General features: G+C 35.7%; 20 protein-coding genes and 1 other RNA gene. 11 read left to right on the top strand and 10 right to left on the bottom strand.

The window, feature by feature from the left end:
- Nucleotides 1–6: 6 nt before the first annotated feature.
- Together dnaX and GXM17_RS03205 are read right to left on the bottom strand one after the other, a co-directional pair.
- Nucleotides 7–1,092, bottom strand: coding sequence for a DNA polymerase III subunit gamma/tau (dnaX, locus tag GXM17_RS03210; protein WP_163397829.1), 1,086 nt, complete (start codon nucleotides 1,090–1,092; stop codon nucleotides 7–9).
- 190 nt (nucleotides 1,093–1,282) lie between these two features.
- Complete coding sequence (locus GXM17_RS03205; RefSeq protein WP_163397828.1) at nucleotides 1,283–1,513, bottom strand: hypothetical protein; 231 nt, start codon at nucleotides 1,511–1,513, stop codon at nucleotides 1,283–1,285.
- A gap of 226 nt (nucleotides 1,514–1,739) precedes the next feature.
- On the opposite strand from GXM17_RS03205, the gene GXM17_RS03200 reads away from it, so the two are divergent.
- Together GXM17_RS03200 and GXM17_RS03195 are read left to right on the top strand one after the other, a co-directional pair.
- Nucleotides 1,740–2,219, top strand: coding sequence for a BON domain-containing protein (locus tag GXM17_RS03200; protein ID WP_163397827.1), 480 nt, complete (start codon nucleotides 1,740–1,742; stop codon nucleotides 2,217–2,219).
- A gap of 7 nt (nucleotides 2,220–2,226) precedes the next feature.
- Entirely contained in the window at nucleotides 2,227–2,598 is a 372-nt protein-coding gene (locus GXM17_RS03195) for a LysM peptidoglycan-binding domain-containing protein (protein ID WP_163397826.1), read from the top strand.
- 109 nt (nucleotides 2,599–2,707) lie between these two features.
- Here GXM17_RS03195 and GXM17_RS03190 read toward each other — a convergent pair whose 3' ends face one another.
- Nucleotides 2,708–3,001: an SH3 domain-containing protein gene (locus tag GXM17_RS03190; protein WP_163397825.1), complete on the bottom strand. Its 294-nt coding sequence runs from the start codon at nucleotides 2,999–3,001 to the stop codon at nucleotides 2,708–2,710.
- Between the two features lie 125 nt (nucleotides 3,002–3,126).
- On the opposite strand from GXM17_RS03190, the gene rnpB reads away from it, so the two are divergent.
- Nucleotides 3,127–3,443, top strand: an RNA gene (gene rnpB, locus GXM17_RS03185) — RNase P RNA component class A.
- Nucleotides 3,444–3,702: 259 nt separating this feature from the next.
- Here rnpB and GXM17_RS03180 read toward each other — a convergent pair.
- The 3 genes from GXM17_RS03180 to GXM17_RS03170 all read right to left on the bottom strand — a co-directional run bounded on the left by GXM17_RS03180 (nucleotide 3,703) and on the right by GXM17_RS03170 (nucleotide 5,612).
- Nucleotides 3,703–3,897 (bottom strand): hypothetical protein, encoded by a 195-nt coding sequence (locus GXM17_RS03180; protein ID WP_163397824.1) that lies wholly within the window; start codon nucleotides 3,895–3,897, stop codon nucleotides 3,703–3,705.
- Nucleotides 3,898–4,191: 294 nt separating this feature from the next.
- On the bottom strand, nucleotides 4,192–4,794 hold the full coding sequence (locus GXM17_RS03175) for an RsmD family RNA methyltransferase (RefSeq protein WP_163397823.1): 603 nt from the start codon (nucleotides 4,792–4,794) through the stop codon (nucleotides 4,192–4,194).
- Complete coding sequence (locus tag GXM17_RS03170) at nucleotides 4,791–5,612, bottom strand: DUF3822 family protein (protein ID WP_163397822.1); 822 nt, start codon at nucleotides 5,610–5,612, stop codon at nucleotides 4,791–4,793. Before GXM17_RS03170 ends, GXM17_RS03175 begins: the two co-directional genes overlap by 4 nt.
- 385 nt (nucleotides 5,613–5,997) lie before the next feature.
- Between GXM17_RS03170 and GXM17_RS03165 the strand changes: the two genes are divergently transcribed.
- The 5 genes from GXM17_RS03165 to kdsB all read left to right on the top strand — a co-directional run bounded on the left by GXM17_RS03165 (nucleotide 5,998) and on the right by kdsB (nucleotide 10,374).
- Nucleotides 5,998–7,407: an ATP-dependent DNA helicase gene (locus GXM17_RS03165; RefSeq protein ID WP_163397821.1), complete on the top strand. Its 1,410-nt coding sequence runs from the start codon at nucleotides 5,998–6,000 to the stop codon at nucleotides 7,405–7,407.
- Between the two features lie 40 nt (nucleotides 7,408–7,447).
- Complete coding sequence (locus GXM17_RS03160) at nucleotides 7,448–7,771, top strand: hypothetical protein (protein WP_163397820.1); 324 nt, start codon at nucleotides 7,448–7,450, stop codon at nucleotides 7,769–7,771.
- Between the two features lie 253 nt (nucleotides 7,772–8,024).
- Nucleotides 8,025–8,855, top strand: a complete 831-nt coding sequence (ygiD, locus tag GXM17_RS03155) for a 4,5-DOPA-extradiol-dioxygenase (RefSeq protein WP_163397819.1) — start codon at nucleotides 8,025–8,027, stop codon at nucleotides 8,853–8,855.
- Nucleotides 8,856–9,239: 384 nt separating this feature from the next.
- Nucleotides 9,240–9,551 (top strand): DUF4870 domain-containing protein, encoded by a 312-nt coding sequence (locus GXM17_RS21760; RefSeq protein ID WP_244307325.1) that lies wholly within the window; start codon nucleotides 9,240–9,242, stop codon nucleotides 9,549–9,551.
- A gap of 88 nt (nucleotides 9,552–9,639) precedes the next feature.
- Nucleotides 9,640–10,374: a 3-deoxy-manno-octulosonate cytidylyltransferase gene (gene kdsB / locus GXM17_RS03145; RefSeq protein WP_163397818.1), complete on the top strand. Its 735-nt coding sequence runs from the start codon at nucleotides 9,640–9,642 to the stop codon at nucleotides 10,372–10,374.
- 31 nt (nucleotides 10,375–10,405) lie between these two features.
- Here kdsB and GXM17_RS03140 read toward each other — a convergent pair whose 3' ends face one another.
- The 4 genes from GXM17_RS03140 to GXM17_RS03125 form a co-directional block, all read right to left on the bottom strand.
- Nucleotides 10,406–11,641, bottom strand: a complete 1,236-nt coding sequence (locus tag GXM17_RS03140; protein WP_208796408.1) for a cation:proton antiporter — start codon at nucleotides 11,639–11,641, stop codon at nucleotides 10,406–10,408.
- Nucleotides 11,642–11,876: 235 nt separating this feature from the next.
- Nucleotides 11,877–14,291 carry an alpha-ketoacid dehydrogenase subunit alpha/beta gene (locus GXM17_RS03135; RefSeq protein ID WP_163397817.1) on the bottom strand — a complete coding sequence of 805 codons (2,415 nt, stop codon included), beginning with the start codon at nucleotides 14,289–14,291 and terminating at the stop codon, nucleotides 11,877–11,879.
- 188 nt (nucleotides 14,292–14,479) lie between these two features.
- Nucleotides 14,480–17,230 (bottom strand): gluzincin family metallopeptidase, encoded by a 2,751-nt coding sequence (locus GXM17_RS03130; RefSeq protein WP_163397876.1) that lies wholly within the window; start codon nucleotides 17,228–17,230, stop codon nucleotides 14,480–14,482.
- 282 nt (nucleotides 17,231–17,512) lie between these two features.
- Nucleotides 17,513–18,241 carry an LOG family protein gene (locus GXM17_RS03125; protein ID WP_163397816.1) on the bottom strand — a complete coding sequence of 243 codons (729 nt, stop codon included), beginning with the start codon at nucleotides 18,239–18,241 and terminating at the stop codon, nucleotides 17,513–17,515.
- Nucleotides 18,242–18,541: 300 nt separating this feature from the next.
- Between GXM17_RS03125 and GXM17_RS03120 the strand changes: the two genes are divergently transcribed.
- The 3 genes from GXM17_RS03120 (at nucleotide 18,542) to GXM17_RS03110 (ending at nucleotide 26,956) form a co-directional block, all read left to right on the top strand.
- The gene (locus tag GXM17_RS03120; protein WP_163397815.1) at nucleotides 18,542–19,987 is read left to right on the top strand and encodes an ATP-binding protein; all 1,446 of its coding nucleotides are present in this window, start codon (nucleotides 18,542–18,544) and stop codon (nucleotides 19,985–19,987) included.
- A gap of 77 nt (nucleotides 19,988–20,064) precedes the next feature.
- A complete protein-coding gene (locus GXM17_RS03115; RefSeq protein WP_163397814.1) occupies nucleotides 20,065–20,496 on the top strand; it encodes a response regulator in 432 nt (143 codons plus the stop codon).
- A gap of 103 nt (nucleotides 20,497–20,599) precedes the next feature.
- Complete coding sequence (locus tag GXM17_RS03110; protein ID WP_163397813.1) at nucleotides 20,600–26,956, top strand: HAMP domain-containing protein; 6,357 nt, start codon at nucleotides 20,600–20,602, stop codon at nucleotides 26,954–26,956.
- Nucleotides 26,957–26,960: the final 4 nt, after the last annotated feature.

Genomic DNA, 26,960 nt, shown 5'->3' with positions numbered 1-26,960 from the left:
GCGGAATTATAAATTGCTCAGCTTTTTTTTTTCTCCATCAAAGTTGATAGAGGCTAATTGCATCAGGCATAGTTCGACCAAAAGGCGTTGATTCTGGCTTAATTTGTATTTTAAATCGCAGTCGTTGGCAATGTCTATTCCCTGCAATAAAAAGTCCTGAGAACATTTTTGTGCCTGTGTGCCATACATTTGCTGTGCTTGTTCGCCTACTTCAAGCAAACTTAAGGTTGCAGGCGTTTTACTTACCAGTAAATCCCTGAAATGCGAAGCTAAACCGGCAATAAAATGATGCCCGTCAAAACCTTTTGCAAGTATATCATTATATGCTAGTAAAAGTTCCGGGATTTTATTTTCTAAAAGTAAATCGGTAATCGAAACATAGGTCTCGTAATCTAAAACATTCAGGTTTTCGGTGACGGCCTGACGTGTTAAATTGGTTCCGCAGTAAGAAACCACACGGTCAAAAATGGACAATGCATCACGCATCGCACCATCCGCCTTTTGAGCAATAATGTGCAAAGCATCATCTTCAAAATTGATTCCCTGGCTTTGTGCAACGTCAGCCAAATGCTCTTTGGCGTCTTTTACTGTAATTCTTTTGAAATCAAATATCTGACAGCGGGATAAAATCGTCGGAATGATTTTGTGTTTTTCTGTAGTTGCTAAAATAAAAATAGCGTGTTTTGGCGGTTCTTCAAGTGTTTTCAGAAAAGCATTAAAAGCAGCAGAAGACAACATATGGACCTCGTCAATAATATAGACTTTGTATTGCCCGGTCTGTGGCGGGATTCGAACCTGATCAATAAGGTTACGGATATCATCAACGGAGTTGTTTGAAGCAGCATCTAACTCAAAAACGTTAAAAGCAAAATCTTCATTAGGATCGTCATATCCCGGCTGATTTATTTTACGTGCCAGAATACGGGCGCAGGTTGTTTTTCCAACACCACGCGGTCCTGTGAACAAAAGGGCAGAAGCAAGGTGATTGCTTTCAATGGCATTTAACAAAGTGTTGGTAATGGCTTTTTGCCCTACAACATCCTTAAAGGTCTGCGGGCGGTATTTACGTGCCGATACTACAAATTGTTCCATATTCTGTTTTATTCGATAGCAAATATAGAGTATAATTTAATGATTTGAAAATTTAAAAATTGAAAGATTTTAAGTGCTTTTGCATATCAGAAAGTAATATAAATATTTAGACTTGATGTCAGAATTATTAGTAATCTTGTAAATGAATTTTTCATTGCTCAAAAAAATGGTTATCATCGTAATGTAAGTATTAAATAGCTTCTTTTTTATCTTCAAAATTATTTTTTCTGATATTCATTCCATATGTATAATTTGTAGAGAGAATGACATCATTACAGTCAAAATGCTTGATAACTCCATTTTCTTGCAAAGCCACAACCCAACATGTATTCTGATGCATTCCATAATCAATGAGAAAAATAGCCTGGCCTGTTCCTAAGGGTGTTTCTACTAATATTGAAGGTTTTAATTGATGTATCATAATTTTTATATTTTTTATAAAAGTACATTCGCTTAGAAATAAAGTGGTTATATTATTACGGCAAACCTTTACAGAATTAGATGAAGAAATTTCAATTGTTCTGATTTAATGATACAAATTTGCTGATCATAACTGGGAAAAATATAACTGCCTCAAGATCATCTTATAATCTTTTACTGTTTAATTGGTTTAATTTTAAGCTGTTAATTATTAAAAAAATAGTATTATGAAATTCAGATCAATTGTATTGGGAATGAGTCTTGCTCTTTCGTTGTTGGCTTGCACGCCTAAAGATGCAGCCATTCAAAAAGAAATCAATGAAAAATTAGCAGACACACCTGAGGTTCAGGTTACAGTTCATGAGGGTGTCGCAACTATTGTAGGAACTTGTGATGACGAAGCTTTCAAAAAAAACATTGAGCGTTCTGTGAAAGCCGTTAAAGGAGTAAAATCGGTGGTGAATAATTGCCAGATTCCGGTTCCGAATGAAGAACCTGCTGCTGCTGCCGTTATTATCAATTCGGATGCGGATTTAGATAAATCGGTTGGAAAGGTGATCAAATCCTATGACGGTGTTAGTGCTACAGTTGTCGGTGGTGTGGTAACGCTTTCCGGAGAAATCAAAAGAAGCGAATTGCAGCCTTTGATCCAAAGCATACAGGAGTTGAAACCTCAAAAAGTCGATAATAAATTAATAATTAAATAATAACGTTATGGGCTTACAGGAAAAATACAGCGAATTAATCAATCTGGCTGCCGATTTAGGAGTAGATAACTTGCAGGTAAGAGAGCAAAACAGTGTGTTGTATATTGATGGCAATGTTAAATCAGCTGCCGATAAAGACAAACTTTGGGATACCTACAATAAAATCGATCCCGATTACAGGGCAGCGGATGTGGTAATGAACATCGAAGTTACACAGGGTGTTTCAAGAGAATATACGGTAGAAAATGGCGATTCGCTTTCGAAGATTGCAAAAGCATACGGGGTTTCATGGCAGGATATTTTTGAAGCCAATAAAGATATTATTTCAAATCCGGATCTGATACAGCCGGGCTGGAAACTGAAAATTCCAACAATATAAAACTGAAAAATTCCAATAAAAAAATTCCAAATTCCAATTGTACAGCTGTAATAATTGGAATTTGGAATTTTATTTTGTCTAAGTTTCGTAATTTGGAATTTAAAAAATTTTACCTTCCCCTAATACTTAAATCAAATAAAAACCTTGCAGTTTCCTGATCTGAATCTGCGGAAAAGCCAGCAACATAGACCCCTTTTTTACCTGTGTTTGATTTAATTCCGTAAACAACTGCCTCATCGCCAGGGTCTGATTCCCCTTCGTATCGATACACATGAACAATTTCAAATTTCTGAGGATTTTTTTTAATCACGTCTGCATTTCGATTGAAATCGCAAGTAAACCCTTTTTCATGCAATTGATCTAAAGCCTTTGAAACAGTTGCGTAATGATACATTCTTTTCATAATAAACTGTATTTGATAATTATAGATTTTTAAAGATAACTATTTTAAAATTAAAAAGTTACCAAACCTCGTAAAAATCAGAATTTTAAATTTTAGCTTCTTAGGTTATAAAATGTTACTTTTGCACCGCAGACCGCCTTATCGTCGTCCCGATCATCGGGAGGGAGGAAAGTCCGGACACCACAGAGAAGCATAGCGGGTAACACCCGTCGGCGTTAGAAATAGCGCAAGGACAAGTGCAACAGAAAGTATGTACAGGTAATGCTGTAGTGAAACCAGGTAAACTCTATGCGGTGAAATACCAAGTATATCAGCATTTAAGGGCTTCTCGTCCGTTGCTGAAGGGTAGGTAGCTTGAGTCATGCAGTAATGTATGATCTAGATAAATGATAAGGCCTTGATTTGTCAGGGACAGAATCCGGCTTACAGGTCTGCATTTTTTATATTTTGAAAGCTTTAACTTATTTTCAGTTTTGCTCGGACATTTTTTGCCTGAGAATGGTGTAAACGATTGCCTAGGAATACAGTATCAACCCTAATAATATGGAAAACGGAAAAGGATTTACAGAGCTGAATCTGAATCCCGTTAAGGAAGAATAAAGATTTTGTCATAAATAAACAAAGCGCTAAGCTTTGATACTTTGTATCTGCTTAAGCGCTTGCTATTTAAAATGTGGTATTTAGAGTGTGGCATTTATAATCTAGGATTCGTCTTTGGTTGTACGTACTAAACTGATTCCTGATGTAAAAAAAACGATTCCAAGTATCCCGTAAATAATAAGTGATTTAATATCACGTGTTTCTCCAGAAGTATCTGCAAAAATTACAGCAGTATAAATAAGCCCGACTATTCCTAAGATAGTCAATACGGCTCCGAAAAGTCTTTTTAGGTTCATGATGTATTGTTTTAAGATTCAATCCAAATTTACCTTATTAAGTCTTTAACGCTGTTATACAATTATTTAACAAGCTTATATGATTTGCATTAAAGATTCCGTCTTGTCGATTTTTAAATTTTAGTTGACTTTTCAATACTCCTGCAGGAAAAAAAACATCGTTCGTTAGTGAAGTTTTAGGAGCAAAAATGTGAACTAAAGTAGATTCTGTGTTTTTTTGGAAATAAAGCAGGATTCGATAAAACAAAATTTCCCCTGAATTTCAAGGGGATTTTTATAATTGAAAAAAGAAAATTAACCTTCGTCGTCTTCTGCTTTTACGGATGAATCGCCAGGAAGCTCTTCGTCGTCATCAGTTGAGTTTAATTCGAAGAAACTAAAATAAGAACCTCCATAACTTTTCTGAAAAGAGAAATTACTCATATGTTCCAGTTTGGTATATTTAGAATGTTCAATAATCATCATCCCGTCTTCATGAAGCAATTCCCTTTCGAAAACAGTAAGAACAATTTTTTCAAAAGCAGCCTGATCTAATCCGTAAGGAGGATCTGCAAAAATGATATCGTAAGTAGTTTTAACATTATCTAAAAACTTAAAAACATCACTTTTAGTTGCAGCGATATCAAAATCAAATTCTGAAGAAACTTGTTTGATGAATTTTACGCACCCAAAATCGCCATCAACTGACGTAATTGGAGCGCTTCCGCGTGAAGCGAATTCATAACTTATATTTCCAGTTCCTGAAAATAAATCCAAAACCTTTAAGCCGTCAAAACTAAAATGATTGTTCAAAACATTAAACAACGCTTCTTTACTCATATCAGTCGTAGGTCTTACAGGAAGGTTTTTTGGCGGAAAAATGCGGCGTCCTTTGTATTTTCCAGAAATGATTCTCATGATTGAAATAAGATATAATGTTTTTGGTTTTCTGCAGTTGAGAAACTGTTTTTTTGCTGTAAAGTGCTTACATCCAAAAAGGATACATTACGGATGTATTTATATGCAATGGCATAAAACGGGTCATTTTTATTGATAGTGCCTAATAATTCGAGCGGAAAAATTTCCGGATTTAAACTCAGCTGTTCGGCCGTAAATAGCAAATAATAAATAAAATCTTCCGGAGTCTGATATTCAAAAGAATTGAATAACAGCAATTTTTGATTTTCAACTACAATGATTTCAAAATGTTCCGGATTAAAATTGACAATCATCTTTTTGGCGTCATTGTTTTTTGAAGCCTCCAGTAATTTTTCAACTAAGATGCTGTTGACATGTTTGTAATCAAAAGATCCAACATTATCAATCAGGAAGTTGTTGATGTTTATATACGGAATATAAACGGCATTCATTTCGTAATTTGAAATTTCATCGTAGGTGAAAAAATCAGTTTCAAAAACCTTTGTGGTGTATTGCAAATAGCTACCCAGATAATTTTCATCAAAAAGGGCTGCAGGAACAAAAGTCGAAAGATTGTTGTTATGAATAACTATAATGTCATCATAGGTCTCTTTTAATTCAGGGTGTTTTTTGAAAGCTTCTGCAAAATGATCCTCTATTTTGGTCGTTTTTTTTGAAGTGTCAAATTGAATTTCTCTGAATGAAGTAATCCTGTCGTTCAGGGTATCGAAACAGCAAAAAGAGAATCCGGTCAGTGAAACCTGAATAGAAAGTTTTTTGTAAAGTTTTGATGTAATATTGGTGTTCTGAAATGCCATAATTTAATTTACAATTCCTTACTTGTTGCAGATTCAGGAAGAATTTAATTCGAACACAAACTTACAAATAAAATAAATAACAATGTCAATGGCAAAAGTCAATGTCAATGTCAATTTCAAAAAGCAATATCTATGGCAATTTCAAAATGGAATGTCAAAAATCTGAATGAATTCTAATATTTTTTCGTAAAAATTAAAATCTACAATGACTAAATGTAATTTAAAACTTGATATTGGTATAATTTTTAAATTATCAATTGTCGAAATTGTTTTTGGAGATCTTATTCATTTTTGATATTGTCATTGCCATTGTTATTAAATTTTGCTATTGAATTTTGAAATAATGCCATATAAAAAACCGAACTTTGTTGCTCAATTTCACCCTATGAATTCAGCATTATTTTATGGCGTTCTGCAAAAAAGATTTCCTTTTGCCCCAACCTACAAACAGGATATTTTTTTTCAGAAAATCGCAATTTTTTTGACCGAACCCCAAAACGATACCATTTTTGTATTGAAAGGATACGCAGGGACAGGAAAAACAACGGTGATTTCGACCATTGTAAATAATCTTGGAGATATTAATAAAAAATATGTGCTGTTGGCCCCAACCGGTCGGGCAGCAAAAGTGATTGCTAATTATTCGAATAATCCCGCATTTACGATTCATAAAAAAATATATTTCCCAAAAAAGTCATCGGGTGGAGGAGTAGTTTTTACCAAACAGGTCAATAAACATAAAAACACCATTTTTATAGTCGATGAGGCTTCGATGATTTCAGACAGTACGCTCGATAGTGGTTCTCTTTTAGACGATTTGATTAATTATGTGTATTCAGGTACGAATTGTAAAATGATTCTTTTGGGAGATACGGCTCAGCTGCCTCCAGTAAATTTAGATATTAGCCCTGCACTTGATATTCAGACTTTAGGCATTCATTACGATAAAGAAATTGAGCATATCGAACTCGATGAAGTAATGCGTCAGGAAGAAAGTTCGGGGATTTTATTTAACGCTACCGAATTGCGTGAGTTATTGAAAGAATCTTTTATTACTGAATTCAGGTTTAATGTAAAAAAGTTTAAAGACATTGTTCGTTTAACGGATGGTTACGATATTCAGGATGCAATTAATACAGCGTACAGTAATTACAGCATTGAAGATACTGCTTTTATTGTCCGTTCTAATAAGCGTGCCAATCAGTATAATGAGCAAATCAGAAGTCGTATTCTGTTTAAAGAAAGCGAACTTTCGGTTGGGGATTTTTTGATGGTGGTAAAAAACAATTACTTCTGGTTAAAAGAAACCGATGAAGCCGGATTTATCGCGAACGGAGATATTATTGAGGTGCTGGAGCTTTTCGGAATCAAAGAATTATACGGATTTACTTTTGCAAAAGTCAAAATCAGAATGGTCGATTATCCGAATCAGAAACCTTTTGAAACGGTTTTAATTCTGGATACCATAAAAAGTGAATCACCGTCCTTAACGTATGAAGAATCCAATCGTTTGTATGAAGAAGTGATGAAAGATTATGAAGATGAACCAACGAAATATAAGAGATTTCAAAAGGTCAAAGAAAACGAATATTTTAATGGTTTACAGGTTAAATTCTCTTATGCAATAACCTGTCACAAATCGCAGGGAGGACAGTGGAACACTGTTTTTATCGAACAGCCGTATTTGCCAAACGGAATCGATCGTGACTACATCAGATGGCTTTATACTGCTATGACACGTGCTAAAAACAAGTTATATTTGATAGGATTTAAAGACGAGAGCTTTGAGGAATAGTTTTTTTAGCCACGAATTACACTAATTAGCAGGAATTTTTATGAAAAATGAAATGTTGTTTATTTTATTATTACTCCTAAGCCTAAGTTGTTCCAAAAAAGAAGAGCATAATAAAGTAGTTCCAAATAAAGATAAAACGTTTGTCTTTTTTAATCCGATTACTTTAGGAGCTTCAGGTGTGGATAGCAATTTGAATATTAATGCATCTTTTAGTGAATGTGGAGAATGGGGCGGAAATTATGAGAATTTAAAAATTTTTTCGAAAAAAGGAAACTATAAAGACCATTTTTTGAAATATAGAAAAACAAATGTTGATTGTGATAAACGTGATTCTAACGGAAGAAATATTGAGACTGTAGTATAATTGAGAAAACAATAAAACTTACTGATTCGAATAAGAAATCCTTAATTTTATATATGAAAAGAATGATTGATTCTAAAGTTGAAGAAAGATTTCCAGGGAATTCAGGAGATTCGTTTTCAATAACAAACAGTGATTCAACTTTTGTAATCAAGGTTTATGATCACAATGATAAAAACTCAAAAAGTTATTATCGCTTGATAAAGGAATTAAAATTAGAGTAATTTGTGAAATTCGTGGCAAAACAATTCCAGTCATGACAACATTAAACGACTTACATTCGATTTTATCAACGTTTTCGAATACCGATAAAATGCCTGTTCTGTTTTTAGGACACGGAAGTCCAATGAATGCCATTGAAGAAAATCAGTTTGTGACTGGTTTTCGCAATCTGGTCAAAACTTTGCCGCAGCCCAATGCTATTTTATGTATTTCGGCGCATTGGTTTACGAAGGGCACAAAAGTGACTTCAATGCAGATGCCAAGAACGATTCATGATTTTGGAGGTTTTCCGCAGGCGCTTTTTGATGTGCAATATCCTGCAAAAGGAAGTCCGGAACTCGCTCTGGAAACGCAAAAAATATTAGATCCGGTTTTGGTTGATTTAGACGAACACTGGGGATTGGATCATGGTGCCTGGAGCGTAATCAAACATTTATATCCAAATGCGGATGTTCCGGTAATTCAGTTAAGTATTGATTATACCAAATCAGGAGAGTACCATTTTGAACTGGCAAAGAAACTACAGTCGCTCCGTTACAAAGGTGTTCTGATTATCGGAAGCGGAAATATTGTTCACAACTTGCGATTGATTGATTTCAGGAATTTTGATAAAGACAATTACGGTTACGACTGGGCAATTGAAGCGCGTGAAACGGTGAATAATTATCTGTTGGATGGAAATTTTCAGCCATTAATAGATTTCGAAAAAATGAATCAGGCGTTTCAGTTGGCAATTCCAACTCCGGAGCATTATCTTCCGTTGCTTTATAGCTTAGGTTTAAAAGATAAAACAGATGAATTGGATTTATTTAATGACAAGTTATTAGCCGGATCTCTGAGTATGACTTCGGTAAAAATCATGTAATAAGTCTGAAATCGGAAATAAACTCCATGAAATCAATATATTGACAAGAATGTCGTAAAAATGTCGCAAATAAACCGTTATCACATGGAAAGCTTCATAAGTAGTTTTGTCGGAACAATAAATCAAAATTAATTATGAACGGAATCGGAGAAAAAATTAGAGAATTAAGAAAGAAAAAAGGTTTGTCTCAGGAAGAGCTGGCCGTCTTCAAAAGTAAATTTAAGAACCATTCAGCGGATTGAAAACAACGAAAGTGAACCACGTGGAAAAACGCTGAACCTGATTTGTGAAGTCCTGGATTTAAATGCTGAAGATATTTTAGATTACGGAAAACAACCGGATAAAAACTATCTGGTCATTTTTCATCTTTCAGTAATCGCATTTTTGGTTATTCCGTTAGGAAATATTCTTCTGCCTTTAATTCTATGGATGACCAAAAAAGATAAAATCATCGGACTGAAAGAAATTGGCGGAAATCTCCTGAATTTTCAAATAATCTGGACGGTTTTTGCTTTTGTTTCAATAACTGCTTTTGCTTTATGTAAAATTTTGCATTACGGACAATACGATATCTTATTCTATGCATTTATTGTGCTTTATGTACTGAATGTGGTTTTGCCAATATTTTTTGCAGTTAAAATGAGTAATGGAAAGACCGAAAGCCTGTATCCAAGCATAATAAAATTGATAAAATAGTTTAAAGCATAATAAGCCTTTCTGATTATGTTTTTTATCTAAGTTTTGAATACTTACATTTGTTTGACGATTAAAAAAATAAATTTAAATGAAAATAATCGCTGTTATTCCGGCAAGATATGCATCAACACGTTTCCCTGCAAAACTGATGCAGGATCTGGGAGGCAAAACTGTAATTTTAAGAACGTATGAGGCTACAATAAATACAAAATTGTTTGATGATGTATTTGTAGTAACCGATTCTGATTTGATATATGATGAAATTGTTTCGAATGGCGGAAAAGCCATTATGAGCATCAAAGAACACGAATCAGGAAGTGACCGGATTGCAGAAGCTGTGGCGAACCTTGATGTTGACATTGTAGTGAATGTTCAGGGGGATGAACCTTTTACAGAAGCCGGACCTTTAGAGCAGGTTTTGTCTGTTTTTAAAAATGATCCGGATAAAAAGATTGATCTGGCTTCGTTGATGCGTGAAATTACAGATGAAGACGAAATCAACAATCCGAATCACGTAAAAGTGGTTGTAGATCAGTCAAAGTTTGCTTTGTATTTCTCAAGATCTGTTATTCCTTATCCGCGAGATAAAGCTGCTGGCGTGCGTTATTTTCAGCATATCGGAATTTATGCTTTTAGAAAACAGGCTCTATTAGACTTTCACAATCTGCCGATGAAATCCCTGGAAGCTTCTGAAAAACTGGAACAGCTTCGTTATCTGGAATTCGGAAAAAAAATTAAAATGGTTGAAACAACCCATGTTGGAATCGGAATAGATACCGCAGAAGATTTGGAAAAGGCAAGGGGGATTTTGGCTTCAAAATAGTAGTATAAAGGAAAAAATGTAAATGATATTTTTAAGCTGCTGATGGGGTTTCGTCATTGCCATCATTCTCTGATAAATTTTCATTTTCTTCTTTTTGAAGTTCTAATTCAGTTTTTTTTGAAGTTCCTAAAATACCGAACATCATCAAAAAAGCGGTCAGTAAAATGACTTGTATAATAAGTGATTTATTAACTAAAGGAATATTTTGTGAAGTACCTAAGGATAAAAAAAGCAATATAGTAATCAAACCTCTGGGTGCTACGAAAAGTAAAGGCATTAAAGGTATTTTAGACAAATATAACTGAATAGCACGTATTGTGAATATAATTAGCACTATTGCGAAAGCCCAGATAAAGGTATCGGGATTTAATATTTCTGATGTTTCCAGTAAATATCCAAACAGTAAAAAAAATAGTGCACGTACAACAAAAGCAGCTTCGACATTTAACTCCCTGAATTTATCAATCTCTTTGGTCATGGAGTCCGGGCGAAAACGCTCACTCCATTTGTATCTTTTGAGTTCATCAAAATTATTAATTGACAGTCCAAAGATCAAAATAAACAGCAAGGCAGGCAGATGATACATTTTTGAGATTTCATAAATCAAAATGGTGAGCAAAATAATAGGCACAAATTTGATATGATGGTCTATCTTGTTTAATAAAAATGATAGTAAAACTGTGGCAAGAAAAGAAATAACAATTATAATAATTATCTGCAGAAAGAAATAACCAAACGTTGGTAATCCAAAACTTGAATTATACAGGACAAAATTAAAAAGGACTACCCCGAAAATATCAGAAAGACTACTTTCGTAAGTTACAAATTCCCGCTTGTTTGTGCTAAGATTGCGCACACTGGGGATTGCTATAGCGCTGCTTATCACGGCAAAAGGAATAGCATTTGATAAACATATTTTAAAAGGATAACCGCCAAAATACTGAAATAAATACGCAACTATAAAAGACAAAGCCATCAGCGGAAAGAAAGCGCCCAGAAAAGATTTTTTTATCAGGCCAATTTTTGATTGGTTTATTTCTAATTCAAGTGATCCTTCTAATACAATCAGAATCAGTCCGATGGTTCCTAAAATAGGTAGAACCATAGAGAAATCCGGCAAATCAATAAGTAAAAAACCAGTGATTTGGCGCACAATCCAACCCAAAAGTAAAAGCAATATAACGGAAGGTATCTTCGTTTTTGATGATGTCAGATCAAAAAGATAAGCTACTAACAATAAAACGCAAAAAGTAATAATTATAGTCATTCGATTAATTTCAAAAATTTAGAGGACTTTGCCTGATTGCTTATACATGCCGTCCGAAAAAAGATGTAAGATAAGACATTAGATTTTGAAAATGTTTTATCAGATAGTTAAAAGTTTCCTTTTATCGAAAATTAAATCCGCTGAAGAATTGTTTTTACTTTTGTGAAGTTGGAGTTAAGAATAAAAAAAGCTCTAAATCTACTGATTTAGAGCTTTTTTTATTAATTTATAAGAATTATTTATATAAGTCGGGGAATTTTTCAGGATTCACTTCATTCATCATGTCGTAAACTTTCTCAAAAATATCTTCGGCAGAAGGTTTCGAGAAATAATCACCATCAGTTCCGTAAGCAGGTCTGTGCGCTTTTGCAGCAAGTGTTTGCGGTTTGCTGTCGAGATATTTGTAAGCATCCTGTTCTTCAAGAATTTGCTGTAAAATGAAAGCTGAAGCTCCACCCGGAACATCTTCGTCGATTACTAAAAGACGGTTTGTTCTGGCTATACTTTTTACAATATCCTTATTTACATCAAAAGGGAGCAGCGACTGGATATCAATTACTTCACAGTCGATTCCTAAATCTAAAAGTTCGCTGGCTGCCTGTTGTACCAGTCTTAAAGTTGATCCGTAAGAAACTAAGGTAATATCAGTACCTTCTTTTAGGGTTTCTACAACTCCAATAGGTGTTTTGAATTCACCAAAGTTCAAAGGCGTTTTTTCTTTTAAACGGTATCCGTTTAAACATTCGATTACTAAAGCCGGTTCATCACATTCTAACAGTGTGTTGTAAAATCCCGCTGCCTGAGTCATGTCTCTTGGTACCAAAACATGAATACCGCGAATCGCATTGATAATCATTCCCATTGGAGACCCGGAATGCCAGATACCTTCTAAACGGTGTCCGCGGGTTCTGATGATTAATGGTGCTTTTTGTTTTCCAACCGTCCTGTATTGTAATGTCGCCAAATCATCACTCAGGATCTGAATGGCGTATAATAAATAATCTAAATACTGAATCTCAGCAATTGGACGTAAGCCTCTTAAGGCCATACCAATTCCCTGACCAATAATGGTAGCTTCGCGAATCCCGACATCGGCTACACGAAGTTCACCGTATTTCTCCTGCATGCCTTCTAAGCCCTGGTTTACGTCGCCAATGTTTCCAACATCTTCACCAAAAATTAATGCTTCAGGATATTTGCTGAACAAAGCGTCAAAATTATCACGAAGAATCATTCGTCCGTCTAAATCAGGTTTGGCATTTTCAGCATACACAGGAAGCACCTTTTGAACTGAAAGAACATTTTGTGGAGATTCAGAGTACTGGTTGCTGCTAAATTTTTCCTGTGTAATTCTGATATAATTCGTAATCCACTCTGATAACAGTAACTTGCTTTTTGGAACTTCAATAAAACGCAGAATTTTTCTGGCATAAACCAGCATTTCCTTTTTTAAAGGAGCTTTTATAGCACTTAATTCTGATATATATTTCCTGATTCTGTCCTTATGGTTGATGCTTGCTTCTGCAATTTGCTCCAGTAAAGCCAAAAGATTTTTCTGGTCTTCAATAATTGGATTGATAAAGAGGCTCCATGCCTCTTTTTTAGCTTCCAGAACTTCTTTTTTCAATTGAGCATCAATTTCATCCAGTTCTTCAGGAGAAGCAATGTTGATGGCAATCATCCATAAACGCATCTGACGAATACAATCATAATTTTTTTCCCAGGCTAACCTTTCTCCATTTTTATAGCGTTCATGTGATCCTGAGGTGGAGTGGCCCTGAGGCTGAGTCAGTTCATTCACGTGAATTAAAACCGGAATGTGATGCTCGCGGGCAATGGCGCCTGCTCTTTCATAAGTTGAAACCAGCTCGGCATAATCCCACCCCTTTACTCTTAAAATTTCATAACCTTCTGAATCCTCATCGCGTTGATACCCTTTTAAGATTTCAGAGATATTTTCTTTGGTGGTCTGGTGTTTAGCGTGTACAGAAATTCCGTATTCGTCATCCCAGACACTCATTACCATTGGAACCTGTAAAACCCCGGCAGCATTTATGGTTTCAAAAAATAAACCTTCAGAAGTACTGGCATTTCCGATAGTTCCCCACGCAACTTCATTTCCGTTTACAGAGAAATTGTCTTTGATTTCGATTCCGTCAACGAGTCTGTAAATTTTTGAAGCCTGTGCCAATCCCAGTAATCTTGGCATTTGTGCGGCTGTAGGCGATATGTCTGCACTTGAATTTTTTTGTTTGGTAAGATCTTTCCACGAGCCATCTTCATTTAAACTGTGTGTTACAAAGTGCCCGCCCATTTGTCTTCCGGCCGACATTGGATCGAATTCTAAATCGGTGTGGCCGTATAAACCGGCAAAAAATTGTTTAGGGGTAAATTCGCCAATAGCCATCATAAAAGTCTGGTCACGATAATATCCTGAACGGAAATCTCCGTTTTTGAAAGCTTTTGCCATGGCTAGCTGCGGCACTTCTTTTCCGTCACCAAATATTCCAAATTTGGCTTTTCCTGTCAATACTTCTTTGCGGCCTAACAGACTGCATTCCCGACTGGTAACCGCAATTTTATAATCATTTAATACTTCAGTTTTAAAATCCTCGAAGGTTAATGTAGCATTGCTTTTTTCTGTAATCATAATCTGGAAGGGTCATGTTTAGGTTGCAAAATTACTCAAAATCTACCAATAATCATAATTCATTAAAATAAATATAATTTAATTATTTGTAGGTAAATTCAAAAAACTACGTATTTTTTTTGAGTAATTTTTACAAAAACAAAGATTAATGTATTAATTATTCATTTTTTTATCTAAAATACGAATGATTAAAGCCATTTTCGGGTGAAAAGATTGACTAATGTTTTGGGAGACAAGGTGATAACAAATCTGATTTTTTCATTATAATTTGATTGTGAGATTTCCCATCCGTTATTCGAATAAACAGGGAAAAAAATTTCAAAATAGTCAGGAACCAGATTCAAGCGAATACCGCTGTCATAGACAAAGTGTTCGTTTTGATGTTTGTTTTTTGTAAAACCCAAATCACCATAAGCTTCGATCCAGTTCCATATTGAGTAACTTGCATTTAGAGTTGTCATCCATTGATTGGCATATCTAGGTTCGATCATAGATTTAAATCCCCCTTCTGCTATTACATATTGCTGACTGAAAAATCCTATACTTTCAGATCTTCCGTAAAAATTGTAGTCAAATAAATAATCGGTAGGACGGTCTAACCCAAAGCTGAAATAATCTGAACCTGTTGTATTATATAAAAAGCTGCCGGCATAGAATCTCAGATTTAATTTACGATTGTTTTCAAATAACCTTCTGTATTCAATTTCTCCTGCTAATTTTCCAAAGTCTCCTGAAAACTGTACATCTGTCATAAAACTAAAATGATTGATCAGTTCGGTTTTGGTATTGAGATACCGAAGATTAAAAACAGAATAATTTGGTTCTGAATTATCGGTAATATAATCTGTAGCTTCCCTGTTAACGATTACCTGTCTTGCAATAATAAATTGTTTGCGATTATCTCTTAAATCATTTTCGCGAATTCGAAACTGAACCATTGGGTTTAATCTGAAATAGGTGGCATCAGGAGCATAATGGAAGTAATTTTGACTGATAGAATATCGAATATTATAAAGCCTGCTGTTGCGGTAGTAATGATTTAATGAAAAAGCAGATGAGCTGGAAAAGGTTCCTGCTTTAATAGAATATGAAGGGTTGATGTCAAAAATAAATGGTTTTTCTAATATGGTTTTGTTATGAAAGCGGATGCCAGGTGCAAAACCATCATAGTAATTATAAGTAAGCGTAGGGACATACAATATTTGATTGTAGTAAGGATCTTCTAAATCTTTGGAAAAATTAAATTTAACCGGGCGATTCGTAATTGCCAGACTTTTCAATGATTTCCAGTTATTACGCTGATTGTATTCCGGAACTTCGTTATCGTAATTTAAAACAATTTTGTCTGCATTTTTTCTTTCGACCACATAGACAGAATCATTTTTTGCTGGTTCAATCCACTGCTTAAAAACAATATTATTCTTTTTAATTCCGTACACAGGCACAGGTACATAATTTTCTGTTTTATTTTTTATAGAAAACTGAATACTGTCTTTTGTTCTGTAAACATTTGAAAATTTATAATCGATAATGTCACGTGAACCGATAACGGTCTCAAAAAACCAATCGATTTTTTTTGGACTGTTTTCAGAGAGAATTTTTTCAAAATCGTATCGGTTTGTCTGTTGTGTTTTGTTAAGGTTATAGAATTCCTTAACACTTTCGGGAACGATATTATGATTTAAATAATTATCCAGATAGCTCAGGCTTAAGCCCGCACGATATTTACTGGCAATTTGTTCATTGAATTTAATGAGTGTATTTTTTGGATCTCCCAGCGGCTGATCCAGGTTTTTTCTTGCCATTAGCATATAATAATAGCTGTATTGCTCATTAAAAGTCAGATTCGTAATATTATAACTCTTAAAGAGTTTCATTTCTGAAAGCCTTCCCAGCATTTTTTGATCCTTATGATTTTCTTCCATATATTTCATCATCGTGTAAATCTGGATTCCGTCATAAATCCAGTTGTCTTTTCTCGGATCTAAATGAAGACTGTACTGGAGATAATTATTAAGATAAGTTTTTAAAAATGTGATTTCAAACATGAATTCATCTGAAAAAGGACTTAGAAAGGAGGGAAGCTGATTTAGTCCGTAAAAAGGATTACGTTCATAATCTGTTTGAGAAACTATAATTTTTTTATTTGGAAATTTTCCAATAAAATCATTTGTAAAAGTGATTACTTTATTGATGATTATTGCTTTTTGTATCTCGTCTAGTCTTTTATTTTTTAAATTTGTAAGCACTTCCAGTTCGCCGTTATTATAACTGTTGAAAGTATTTTGTTTTTCAATAAATAAATTGAAATTGGTTCTGTTGTTTCCAGAAAAAAAACAGGTACTGAAAGCAGGGGAAGATGAATCTCTTGATACCAGATCAAGATCTGTGGCAATGGTATATTGGCTTGGAACTTTAATTTGTAGCTCATAATCAGTTGTAGCATTTGCAATATCATCAAGGTTATAGTTGTGATACTTTATAAAACTGTGATCTTCAAAACGAGCTGGACTCAAGAACCAGTTTTTCAGGTTCATTCCTCCGTTTTGAGTATAGCCGTAACGCGTAAATTTATCGCTTGGAATTTTAGCAATATATGTAAGATGTAAATCAATTTTACTGTTCGGAGGCAATTTGTTTTTCAGTTTGATTACAATAAAATCAGGATTTTCATTGGTTCTTTGCCATTCCAAAGCTATAAATTGGCTATCTGTCAGTTCAAGAATGGTTGTGTTTCCTCGTTCTTCTGGTTTGGCTAAGTGAAAACCTTTATAAAATTCATCTGAAAAGCGAAGTGCCAAAGGAGTATTTTTATCAGAGAAAGCGTTATTCCAGTCATTTAAAACAATTGAATCTAATGAGTCAGTTGAAGTATTGTAATATGCAATATCCTGTTTTACATGTAGTGTTTTAAATTCAGGATTCACCGCTACCTCCATCTTTGACTGATGCTGCGCAAATTGTTTTAATGAAGACATCAAAACAAAAACGAAGAGAAAGATTTTAAAAAATGATTTCAATGCAGGCTTAAAAATTTAGGTGTATAATTTAAGTTATGGGCTTATGACTGTTTTGGTTTAATTGTAAAAATAGTATAAAAAAAGCTGTTTAAAAGACAGCTTTTGTTTTTGTATTTCCAGGAGATAAGTGATATAAGAAAATATAAGTTTTATATGGTTTAATTTAATGAACTTATATCACTTAAATGGTCGAAAAAAATATTAAAAGTTTGGACTTAAGTCGTATTTCTTGTAGAATTTATCCAGAACATCAACTACTTCATCTTCAGTATCTACAATTTTGAATAAGTTCAAATCATCAGGGCTTACAGTCTGCATTTTTTCTACTAACACTGTTTTTACCCATTCGATCAATCCTGACCAAAATTCAACACCTACTAATATAATAGGGAATTTTCCAATTTTTTTAGTCTGGATCAGGGTTATAGCTTCAAACATTTCGTCTAATGTTCCAAAACCTCCGGGCATTACTACAAATCCCTGTGAATATTTTACAAACATTACTTTTCGAACAAAAAAGTAATCGAAATTCAGATTTTTATCATGATCGATGTAAGGGTTGAAATGCTGTTCAAAAGGCAGTTCGATATTTAGACCTACAGAAGTCCCTCCGCCTAAATGTGCGCCTTTGTTTCCTGCTTCCATAATTCCGGGACCGCCACCAGTAATGACTCCATATCCGGCTTTACTGATTTTGTAAGCAATTTTTTCGGCCAGTAAATAATATTTGTCTTCGGGTTTTGTTCTGGCCGATCCAAAAATTGATACACAGGGACCAATACGTCCCATGCTTTCGTATCCGTTTACAAATTCGGCCATGATTTTAAAAATTGCCCAACTGTCATTGGTCCTGATTTCATTCCACGTTTTTTGTTTCAAACGATCCTGAATTACTTTATCCTCGTCATTATCAAAATCTTCTAATCTCATTTTGTGTATTATTAATTTATTATTTTGCTGTAATGTTTAAATGTTATGGAATTATACCAGAAAACAACAGCTTTGACATGTTTGAAAACATAGGCAAAGCTGTTGTACTAAATTAACTCTTTTTTTTAAAAATGTTATAAAACGGACGTATTTTAATTTGCAAAGAGGTTATTTGTGAGAGTAATTTTAGTAAATAAAATTCAGCCACTATAAAATTCAAAAATATAGATTTAACAATGTTTTTTTATTATTTTTATTAATTCGAAAGCCATATTGGCACTGAATGTTTAATCTTTAATAATGAAGTTATCTTATCAAATACTTTTGGCATTTACCCTGATAATTTTATTGTCTGTTGCTGATTCTTATACCAATTATATGCTGTCCAAAAAAGTACAGCGCAATTCACAGTTTCTGGCGAGATCAGAAGAGATCATCAGAAATTCAAACAAAACCCACAAGGCAATTATTGAAATGCAGAGTGCTTTTCGGGGTTATTTGCTGACAAATGATGAGACTTTTCTGGACTCTTATTTTAAGGGAAGCAAAATTGTACCAAAACTGTTTAAAGAGCAGCAGCTTCGGATTGGCAACAACAACAATCAGCGCGCAATATTAGATTCAATCAGCAACATGCACAACAGCTGGCTCAGCTATTCTGCTCAATTAATAGACTCTCGTAAAAAATTTCCTGATTCGTATCAAAATCTTTTTGATACTTCATTAAAAAGACATGTTGGAAAAAAAATAAATGATGCTATTAATGTCAAATTTTCAAGATTTGATAAAATTGAATACAAAAGAAGAAAACTGCATACAGACAGATTGCTGATTTCCTTAAAAAATGCTCATACATTTTCTTTTATTTTTCTTACACTAACTATTGTGGTAGGGGTTTTTAGTACAGCATTTATTTTGGTAATTACGACTAAAAGGATCAATTCTATGGTGAGCCTGGCTGAGAATATTTCAAAAGGTAATTTCACGAGTGTCAGGGATACGGGAAATGATGAATTGTCTGCTTTGGCTGTTTCTTTAAATACAATGTCAGAAAAGTTAGATAAAAATATTCATGAACTAAAAAACAGAAATGCCGAACTTAATAAATTTGCGTATGTAGTATCTCATGATCTGAAGGCGCCTGTCAGGGGGATTCATAATGTTATTACATGGATCGAAGAAGATCATGCTGATGAAATCTCACCGGAAATTAAAAGATATTTGAGGATCATACCTCAAAAAACACAGCGTATGGAAGCCCTTATTAACGGCTTACTGGATTATGCACGACTAAATCTTAAAACTCCGCCAGAAACCATAGATACAAATGCCCTGGTTCAGGAGATTGCAGATTCTGTTGTTCCAAGAACTTTTAAACTCGAAATTGGTGATTTGCCGGATTTGTTTACAGAAAGGATTAAGCTGGAACAGGTTTTTGCTAACTTAATAAGTAATGCAGTAAAATACACTCCAAAAGAACAAGGAGGAATAATTCAGATAAAATGCAAAATATTCCCTAATTTTTATGAATTTTCAGTGAAAGATAATGGAATGGGTATTGCGGTGGAATTCCACCAAAAAATATTTGAAATATTTCAGACACTTCGGGAACAGAATGAGCAGGAGAGTACAGGAGTGGGTCTGGCAATTGTAAAAAAAATAATAGACGATCAACAAGAATCCATTACCGTAAAATCGGAATTAGGAGAAGGAACCGAATTTATCTTTACATGGAGAAATAGTTAAGGATGGAATACGAGGCAAGTTTAAACAGGTTAAGCCAGGGATGAGATCCAACTTAGTAATAAAATATTTTTATAAGTATGAAAAAACCAACAATATTATTAATAGAGGACGATGAACTCGATATTATAAGTGTAGAGCGCTCATTGAAAAAAATTGATAGTGAATATGTCCTTCATACCGCTTATAATGGTATTGAAGCCCTAAAAATCCTTAGGGACACAAACGCAGTATTGATTCCGGATGTTATTCTTCTGGATATTAATATGCCCAGAATGAACGGAATAGAATTTTTAAAAATTATAAGGGAAGACAGGAAACTTAAGAATCTAAAAGTTTTTATAATGACAACTTCCTCCGAAGCTGATGACAGATTTGAAGCAGAAAAATTAGGAATATCAGGTTATATTATAAAACCTTTGAATTATACCGACAATTCTAAAAGGCCGGATTCTATGGAGGCGTTTGTACAATTTCATTTAAGGAAAATATTACTTGATGAAAATATATAAAAACCTGTTTTTAATACTAAATTAGATGTTTTTATAATTGGAATTTAAAGTGAAAAAATTGGCTGGAAGATTTTTTAAATCATTCTTATAAAGAATTGAAAACATGAAAAAAACAAAAAAGAATAAAGAAAATCCCGAAAGTATAATAGTACTTCCTGTAGTTGCCGGAGAAAAGCCTCAAAAAACTAAAACTAAAAAAGCAGATTTAGAGGAGTCTGTTTTAACTGATGCGGAGTTTCTGAAAATTTTGCTTAAGGTTAAAAATGGTAATTTCACTCAGCGATTTCCAACCGATCAAAACGGAACTAAAAGATCGATTTGTGAAACTTTAAACGAAATCATCGATCTTAACGAAAGAATGGTTTTTGAATTTCAAAAAGTTGGAAAAAGCATTGGTAAACAAGGAAAACTGACGAATCGTGTGGCGCTGGACGGAGCAAGAGGCTCCTGGAGTTCCTGTGTCGATTCGGTTAATACATTGATTTCAGATCTGGTGCACCCTACCATTGAGATTGCACACGTAATCACTTCGGTGGCAAAAGGAAATCTGTCACAGGAAATGCCGCTTTCTATTGAAGGAAACCCGCTTCAGGGAGAATTCCTCAGAATTGCCAAAGAGGTGAACGGAATGGTAAAACAGCTGAATCTGTTTTCGATGGAGGTAACCCGTGTTGCGCGTGAGGTAGGTACAGAAGGTAAACTGGGAGGACAGGCTAAGGTAAGAGGAGTTGGTGGTGTTTGGAAAGATTTGACCGATTCGGTAAATAAAATGGCATCGAACTTGACAGGTCAGGTACGTAACATTGCCGATGTAACAACAGCGGTAGCAAAAGGAGATTTATCTAAAAAAATTACCGTTGACGTAAAAGGAGAAATCCTGGAACTTAAAAATACCATTAACACGATGGTGGACCAGCTGAACTCTTTTTCTTCTGAGGTAACCCGTGTGGCACGTGAGGTAGGAACCGAAGGAAAACTGGGAGGACAGGCTCAGGTAAAAGGTGTCGGCGGAACCTGGAAAGACTTAACGGATTCTGTAAACCAGATGGCATCGAACTTAACCGGCCAGGTACGTAATATTGCGGATGTAACCACGGCGGTAGCAAAAGGAGATTTATCTAAAAAAATTACCGTTGACGTAAAAGGAGAAATCCTGGAACTTAAAAATACCATTAACACGATGGTGGACCAGCTGAACTCGTTTTCTTCTGAGGTAACCCGTGTGGCGGTAGAGGTAGGGTCTGAAGGAAAACTGGGCGGTCAGGCAAAAGTACGAGGAGTTGGTGGGGTTTGGAAAGATTTAACGGACTCGGTAAATCAGATGGCATCGAACTTAACTGGTCAGGTACGTAATATTGCCGAAGTAACAACGGCCGTAGCAAAAGGAGATTTATCTAAAAAGATTACTGTAAACGTTGCAGGAGAGATTCTGGAACTTAAGAATACGATCAATACCATGGTGGATCAGCTGAACTCCTTTGGTGCCGAGGTAACCCGCGTGGCACGTGAGGTTGGTTCAGAAGGTAAACTGGGAGGTCAGGCGAAAGTAAAAGGGGTTGGTGGAACCTGGAAAGATTTAACCGATTCGGTGAATCAGATGGCATCGAACCTTACTGGTCAGGTACGTAATATTGCTGAGGTAACCACAGCAGTAGCAAATGGTGACCTTTCGAAAAAAATTACGGCTGTTGCCGAAGGAGAGATTCTGGAGCTTAAGAAAACCATCAATACGATGGTGGACCAGCTGAACTCCTTCTCGTCTGAGGTAACCCGTGTGGCACTTGAGGTAGGAACTGAAGGAAAACTGGGAGGGCAGGCAAAAGTAAAAGGAGTCGGAGGAACCTGGAAAGATTTAACGGATTCGGTGAACCAGATGGCGAGTAACTTAACCGGTCAGGTGCGTAATATTGCTGAGGTAACCACTGCGGTTGCAAAAGGCGATTTGTCACGTCAGATTACAGTAGATACAAAAGGAGAAATCCTGGAGCTTAAAAATACGATTAATACGATGGTGGGACAGCTGAACTCTTTTGCATCCGAGGTAACCCGTGTGGCACGTGAGGTAGGAACCGAAGGAAAACTGGGAGGACAGGCACAGGTAGAGGGAGTTGGCGGAACCTGGAAAGATTTGACCGATTCGGTAAATCAGATGGCGGGTAACCTTACCGCACAGGTACGTAATATTGCCGAGGTAACCACTGCGGTAGCAAAAGGGGATTTATCACGTCAGATTACGGTAGATACGAAAGGAGAAATCCTGGAACTTAAAAATACCATCAATACAATGGTGGATCAGCTTCGTGACTTTGCATCAGAAGTAACAAGGGTTTCCCGAGAGGTAGGAACTGAAGGAAAACTGGGAGGTCAGGCTAATGTGCCGGGAGTTGCCGGAACGTGGAAAGATTTGACCGATTCGGTGAACCAGATGGCGGGTAACCTTACTGCTCAGGTACGTAATATTGCGGATGTAGCAATTGCCGTGGCAAATGGGGATATGTCCAAAAAAATTACGGTTGATGTACGCGGAGAGATCCTTCAATTGAAAGAAACACTTAACACGATGGTGGATCAGTTGAGGGAGTTTGCCTCAGAGGTAACGCGTGTGGCACGTGAGGTAGGAACTGAAGGGAAACTGGGAGGTCAGGCAAATGTACCGGGAGTTGCCGGAACGTGGAAAGATTTGACCGATTCGGTGAATCAGATGGCGGGTAACTTAACCACTCAGGTACGTAATATTGCCGAGGTAACTATCGCGGTAGCAAACGGGGATATGTCCAAGAAAATTACCGCAGACGTAAGGGGGGAAATTCTTCAACTGAAAGAAACTGTAAATACAATGGTGGATCAGCTTCGTGCTTTCGCCTCTGAGGTAACGCGCGTGGCACGTGAGGTAGGAACAGAAGGAAAACTGGGAGGACAGGCTTTCGTACCTGGTGTTGCCGGAACCTGGAAAGATTTAACGGATTCGGTGAATCAGATGGCATCTAACTTAACCGGTCAGGTGCGTAATATTGCCGATGTAACCAAAGCCGTAGCAAATGGTGACCTTTCGAAGCAAATTACCGTGGATGTAAAAGGAGAAATCCTGGATTTGAAAAATACCTTTAATACCATGGTGGAACAGCTCAATTCATTCTCTTCCGAGGTAACGCGTGTGGCGCGTGAGGTAGGTACAGAAGGTAAACTGGGAGGACAATCCGAAGTAAAAGGTGTTGCCGGAACGTGGAAGGATTTAACGGATTCAGTTAACGTAATGGCATCGAACTTAACCGGGCAGGTGCGTGGAATTGCAAAAGTAGTAACCTCTGTAGCTAAAGGAAACTTAAAACAAAAATTATCAATTGATGCCAAAGGGGAGGTGGCACAATTAACAGATACAATCAACGAAATGATTGATACTCTGGCAACATTCTCTGATCAGGTAACAACCGTGGCACGTGAGGTGGGAGCTGAAGGAAAACTGGGAGGCCAGGCAAATGTGCCTGGAGCTTCGGGAACATGGAAAAACCTAACAGAAAACGTAAACCAGCTTGCCGCTAACTTAACAACACAGGTACGTGCTATTTCTGAAGTTGCATCTGCGGTAACACAAGGGGATTTAACCAGAACCATTGGTGTTGAAGCAAAAGGTGAGGTGGAGGCTCTGAAAGATACCATTAACCAGATGATTTCGAATCTTAAAGCAACTACTTTAAGAAATCAGGAGCAGGACTGGCTGAAATCGAATTTGGCCAAGTTTACCCAAATGCTTCAGGGACAGAAAGAATTAAATTCGGTTACCAAGAAAATCCTTTCTGAGCTGGCTACGGTTGTAACGGCACAGCACGGACTTTTCTATATTTTGCAGGAAGATGAAAATTTCGAAAATTCAAAATTAAACCTTATCGCATCTTACGCTTACATCAAAAGAAAAAAATCTCCTACCCAGTATGCTATGGGTGAAGGGCTTATAGGTCAGGTGGCGGTTGAAAAGGAAAGAATTATTTTGAGTAATGTGCCTAAAGATTATATCAAAATTAATTCAGGACTTGGGGATGCAAAACCAAAAGATGTTATTATTTTACCGGTACTATTTGAAGGACAATTAAAAGCAGTTATAGAACTGGCTTCACTGGACACTTTTAGTGAAACACACTTAGATTTCCTTGAAGGGTTAACAGAGAGTATCGGAATTGTACTGAATACGATCGAATCCAATTCCAGAACAGAAGAATTACTGGTACAGTCACAATCATTGGCAAGCGAGCTGAAAAGTCAGCAGGAAGTACTGAAAAACACCAACGAAGAACTGGAAGAAAAAGCCATTTTGCTGGCGAATCAAAAAGAAGAAGTAGAGCTTAAAAACCAGGAAGTTGAGGTTGCAAGAAAGGCTTTGGAAGAAAAAGCAGATCAGCTGACTTTGACATCCAAATATAAATCGGAGTTCTTAGCGAACATGTCACATGAGTTAAGAACACCGCTAAATAGTTTGCAGATTCTGGCAAACGAATTAATTGCGAACCGTGACGGCAATTTATCCGAAAAACAAATTCAGTTTGCTAAAACAATTAATTCATGCGGGGACGATCTTATTCAGCTGATTAATGATATTCTGGATCTTTCAAAAATCGAATCCGGGTATATTTCCGTCGATTACAACCCGATTAGTTTTGAAGACATCAGCCGATTCGTTGCTTCTACTTTCAATCCAATTTCTGAAGCCAAACATCTTCGTTTTAATATTATTATGGATGAAGATCTTCCTGAGATAATGGAAACAGATTCGCAGCGTTTAAATCAGATTTTGAAAAACTTACTTTCTAATTCATTTAAGTTTACTGAAAAAGGAGAAGTTAAGCTTAAAATTTATAAAGCCAATAACAATTGGAAAACCAATAATCTGAGCCTTGAAAATGCAGAATCAGTAGTAGCTTTTGAAATTTCTGATACCGGAATTGGTATTTCAAAAGAAAAACAAAATATCATTTTTGAAGCTTTCCAGCAAGCCGAGGGTTCTACCAGCCGTAAGTATGGAGGAACAGGTTTAGGATTATCCATTAGCCGTGGTCTTTCAGATTTATTGGGCGGAAGTATCGAACTGGAAAGTGAAATCAATGTGGGAAGTAAGTTTACCTTGTTCCTTCCTTTGAAATATGTCCATATTGCAGAAGTACAAGATATTGATGTAAATGAAGACAATGATGCTAAAGGAAAAATTAAATCCTTACCATCAGAAAAATTCAACAGATCCGATATCGAGTTGTTCTTTGTGGATGAGGTAGGAGATGACAGAACAGATATTAAACCGGATGATAAAGTACTTTTGATTGCAGAAGATAATCTGATTTTTGCCAAAATTATGCTCGAACAGGCACATATTAACGGTATTAAAGCTATTGTTACTACAAAAGGGAATGATGTAATTGATTTTATCAATCAGTTTAATCCCCATGCTATCACTATGGACCTTAATATGCCGGATACCAGCGGATGGAAAATATTGGATCGTTTAAAAACAGATTTTAATCTGAGGCATATTCCTGTTTATATTATTTCGGGTGAGGATGAAAGAAACAAAGGCCTGAAACGTGGTGCCAGAAATTTTTTCGTAAAACCGGTTAAAAATGATTCATTGAATTATTTATTTAATGACATTCATGATTTTAAAAACAAAAAGATAAAAAACCTCTTGGTAGTTGATGATAATCAGGCAGAATTAGACAGGATTCTAAAGGCAGTTGACGGCAATGATATCACAATTTTTAGTGCCAAAACCGCTAAAGAAGCTGTGAAACTTATACAGGAAAAGTCATTTGACTGTATTATTTTAGACTTAGTGCTTCCTGATGCAGACGGTCTTAATATTATTACCGATCTTGAAAACAACATTGCAGGTCAGGAAACAGCCATAATTATACATTCAGCAGGAGACGTAACAAAGAAACAAAAAGCAAAACTCAACAGGTTTGCCCATAGCATCATTACAAAAAGTGCTAATTCTCTGGAAGAACTAGTAGATCAGACAGCGTTATTTATGCATCGTGTCCATAAAGAACTGCCTGAGGCTATGAGAGAAACCATAGAGTCGTTCTATTTGAAAGAAGATGTATTGCCGGGCAAAAAAGTTTTACTGGTTGATGATGATGTGCGTAACCTGTTTGCGCTGACAACGGCATTAGAGCGTTATGGGTTAAATGTAATCAGTGCAGAAAGCGGTCAGGAAGCCATTGATTTGCTTAATAATGATAAGGATATTGATATTGTTTTGATGGATATTATGATGCCTGAAATGGATGGTTATGAAACGATGAAACGTATTCGTAAAGACCCTAAGCATAAGGATCTTACTATCATTGCAGTAACGGCAAAAGCGATGAAAGGAGACAGACAGCGTTGTATAGAATCAGGAGCATCAGATTATATGACGAAACCTGTAAATGTAGAACAGCTATCTACACTGATGCGTGTATGGCTTAAATAATTCA

Origin of the sequence: Flavobacterium fluviatile, from assembly GCF_010645065.1 — a bacterium.
In the GTDB taxonomy this organism is placed as follows: domain Bacteria; phylum Bacteroidota; class Bacteroidia; order Flavobacteriales; family Flavobacteriaceae; genus Flavobacterium; species Flavobacterium fluviatile.
This window is presented reverse-complemented; position numbering and strand designations above follow the sequence as displayed.

Excerpts from the sequence above, each read along its gene's own strand:
- GXM17_RS03200 (WP_163397827.1), top strand. The coding sequence starts at position 1,740 with ATGAAATTCAGATCAATTGTATTGGGAATGAGTCTTGCTCTTTCGTTG.
- GXM17_RS03180 (WP_163397824.1), bottom strand. The coding sequence starts at position 3,897 with ATGAACCTAAAAAGACTTTTCGGAGCCGTATTGACTATCTTAGGAATA.
- ygiD (WP_163397819.1), top strand. The coding sequence starts at position 8,025 with ATGACAACATTAAACGACTTACATTCGATTTTATCAACGTTTTCGAAT.
- GXM17_RS03140 (WP_208796408.1), bottom strand. The coding sequence starts at position 11,641 with ATGACTATAATTATTACTTTTTGCGTTTTATTGTTAGTAGCTTATCTT.
- GXM17_RS03130 (WP_163397876.1), bottom strand. The coding sequence starts at position 17,230 with ATGGAGGTAGCGGTGAATCCTGAATTTAAAACACTACATGTAAAACAG.
- GXM17_RS03110 (WP_163397813.1), top strand. The coding sequence starts at position 20,600 with ATGAAAAAAACAAAAAAGAATAAAGAAAATCCCGAAAGTATAATAGTA.
- GXM17_RS03175 (WP_163397823.1), bottom strand. The coding sequence starts at position 4,794 with ATGAGAATCATTTCTGGAAAATACAAAGGACGCCGCATTTTTCCGCCA.
- GXM17_RS03190 (WP_163397825.1), bottom strand. The coding sequence starts at position 3,001 with ATGAAAAGAATGTATCATTACGCAACTGTTTCAAAGGCTTTAGATCAA.
- dnaX (WP_163397829.1), bottom strand. The coding sequence starts at position 1,092 with ATGGAACAATTTGTAGTATCGGCACGTAAATACCGCCCGCAGACCTTT.
- GXM17_RS03160 (WP_163397820.1), top strand. The coding sequence starts at position 7,448 with ATGAAAAATGAAATGTTGTTTATTTTATTATTACTCCTAAGCCTAAGT.
- GXM17_RS03205 (WP_163397828.1), bottom strand. The coding sequence starts at position 1,513 with ATGATACATCAATTAAAACCTTCAATATTAGTAGAAACACCCTTAGGA.
- GXM17_RS03120 (WP_163397815.1), top strand. The coding sequence starts at position 18,542 with ATGAAGTTATCTTATCAAATACTTTTGGCATTTACCCTGATAATTTTA.
- GXM17_RS03195 (WP_163397826.1), top strand. The coding sequence starts at position 2,227 with ATGGGCTTACAGGAAAAATACAGCGAATTAATCAATCTGGCTGCCGAT.
- GXM17_RS03165 (WP_163397821.1), top strand. The coding sequence starts at position 5,998 with ATGAATTCAGCATTATTTTATGGCGTTCTGCAAAAAAGATTTCCTTTT.
- GXM17_RS03115 (WP_163397814.1), top strand. The coding sequence starts at position 20,065 with ATGAAAAAACCAACAATATTATTAATAGAGGACGATGAACTCGATATT.
- GXM17_RS03170 (WP_163397822.1), bottom strand. The coding sequence starts at position 5,612 with ATGGCATTTCAGAACACCAATATTACATCAAAACTTTACAAAAAACTT.
- GXM17_RS03135 (WP_163397817.1), bottom strand. The coding sequence starts at position 14,291 with ATGATTACAGAAAAAAGCAATGCTACATTAACCTTCGAGGATTTTAAA.
- kdsB (WP_163397818.1), top strand. The coding sequence starts at position 9,640 with ATGAAAATAATCGCTGTTATTCCGGCAAGATATGCATCAACACGTTTC.
- GXM17_RS03125 (WP_163397816.1), bottom strand. The coding sequence starts at position 18,241 with ATGAGATTAGAAGATTTTGATAATGACGAGGATAAAGTAATTCAGGAT.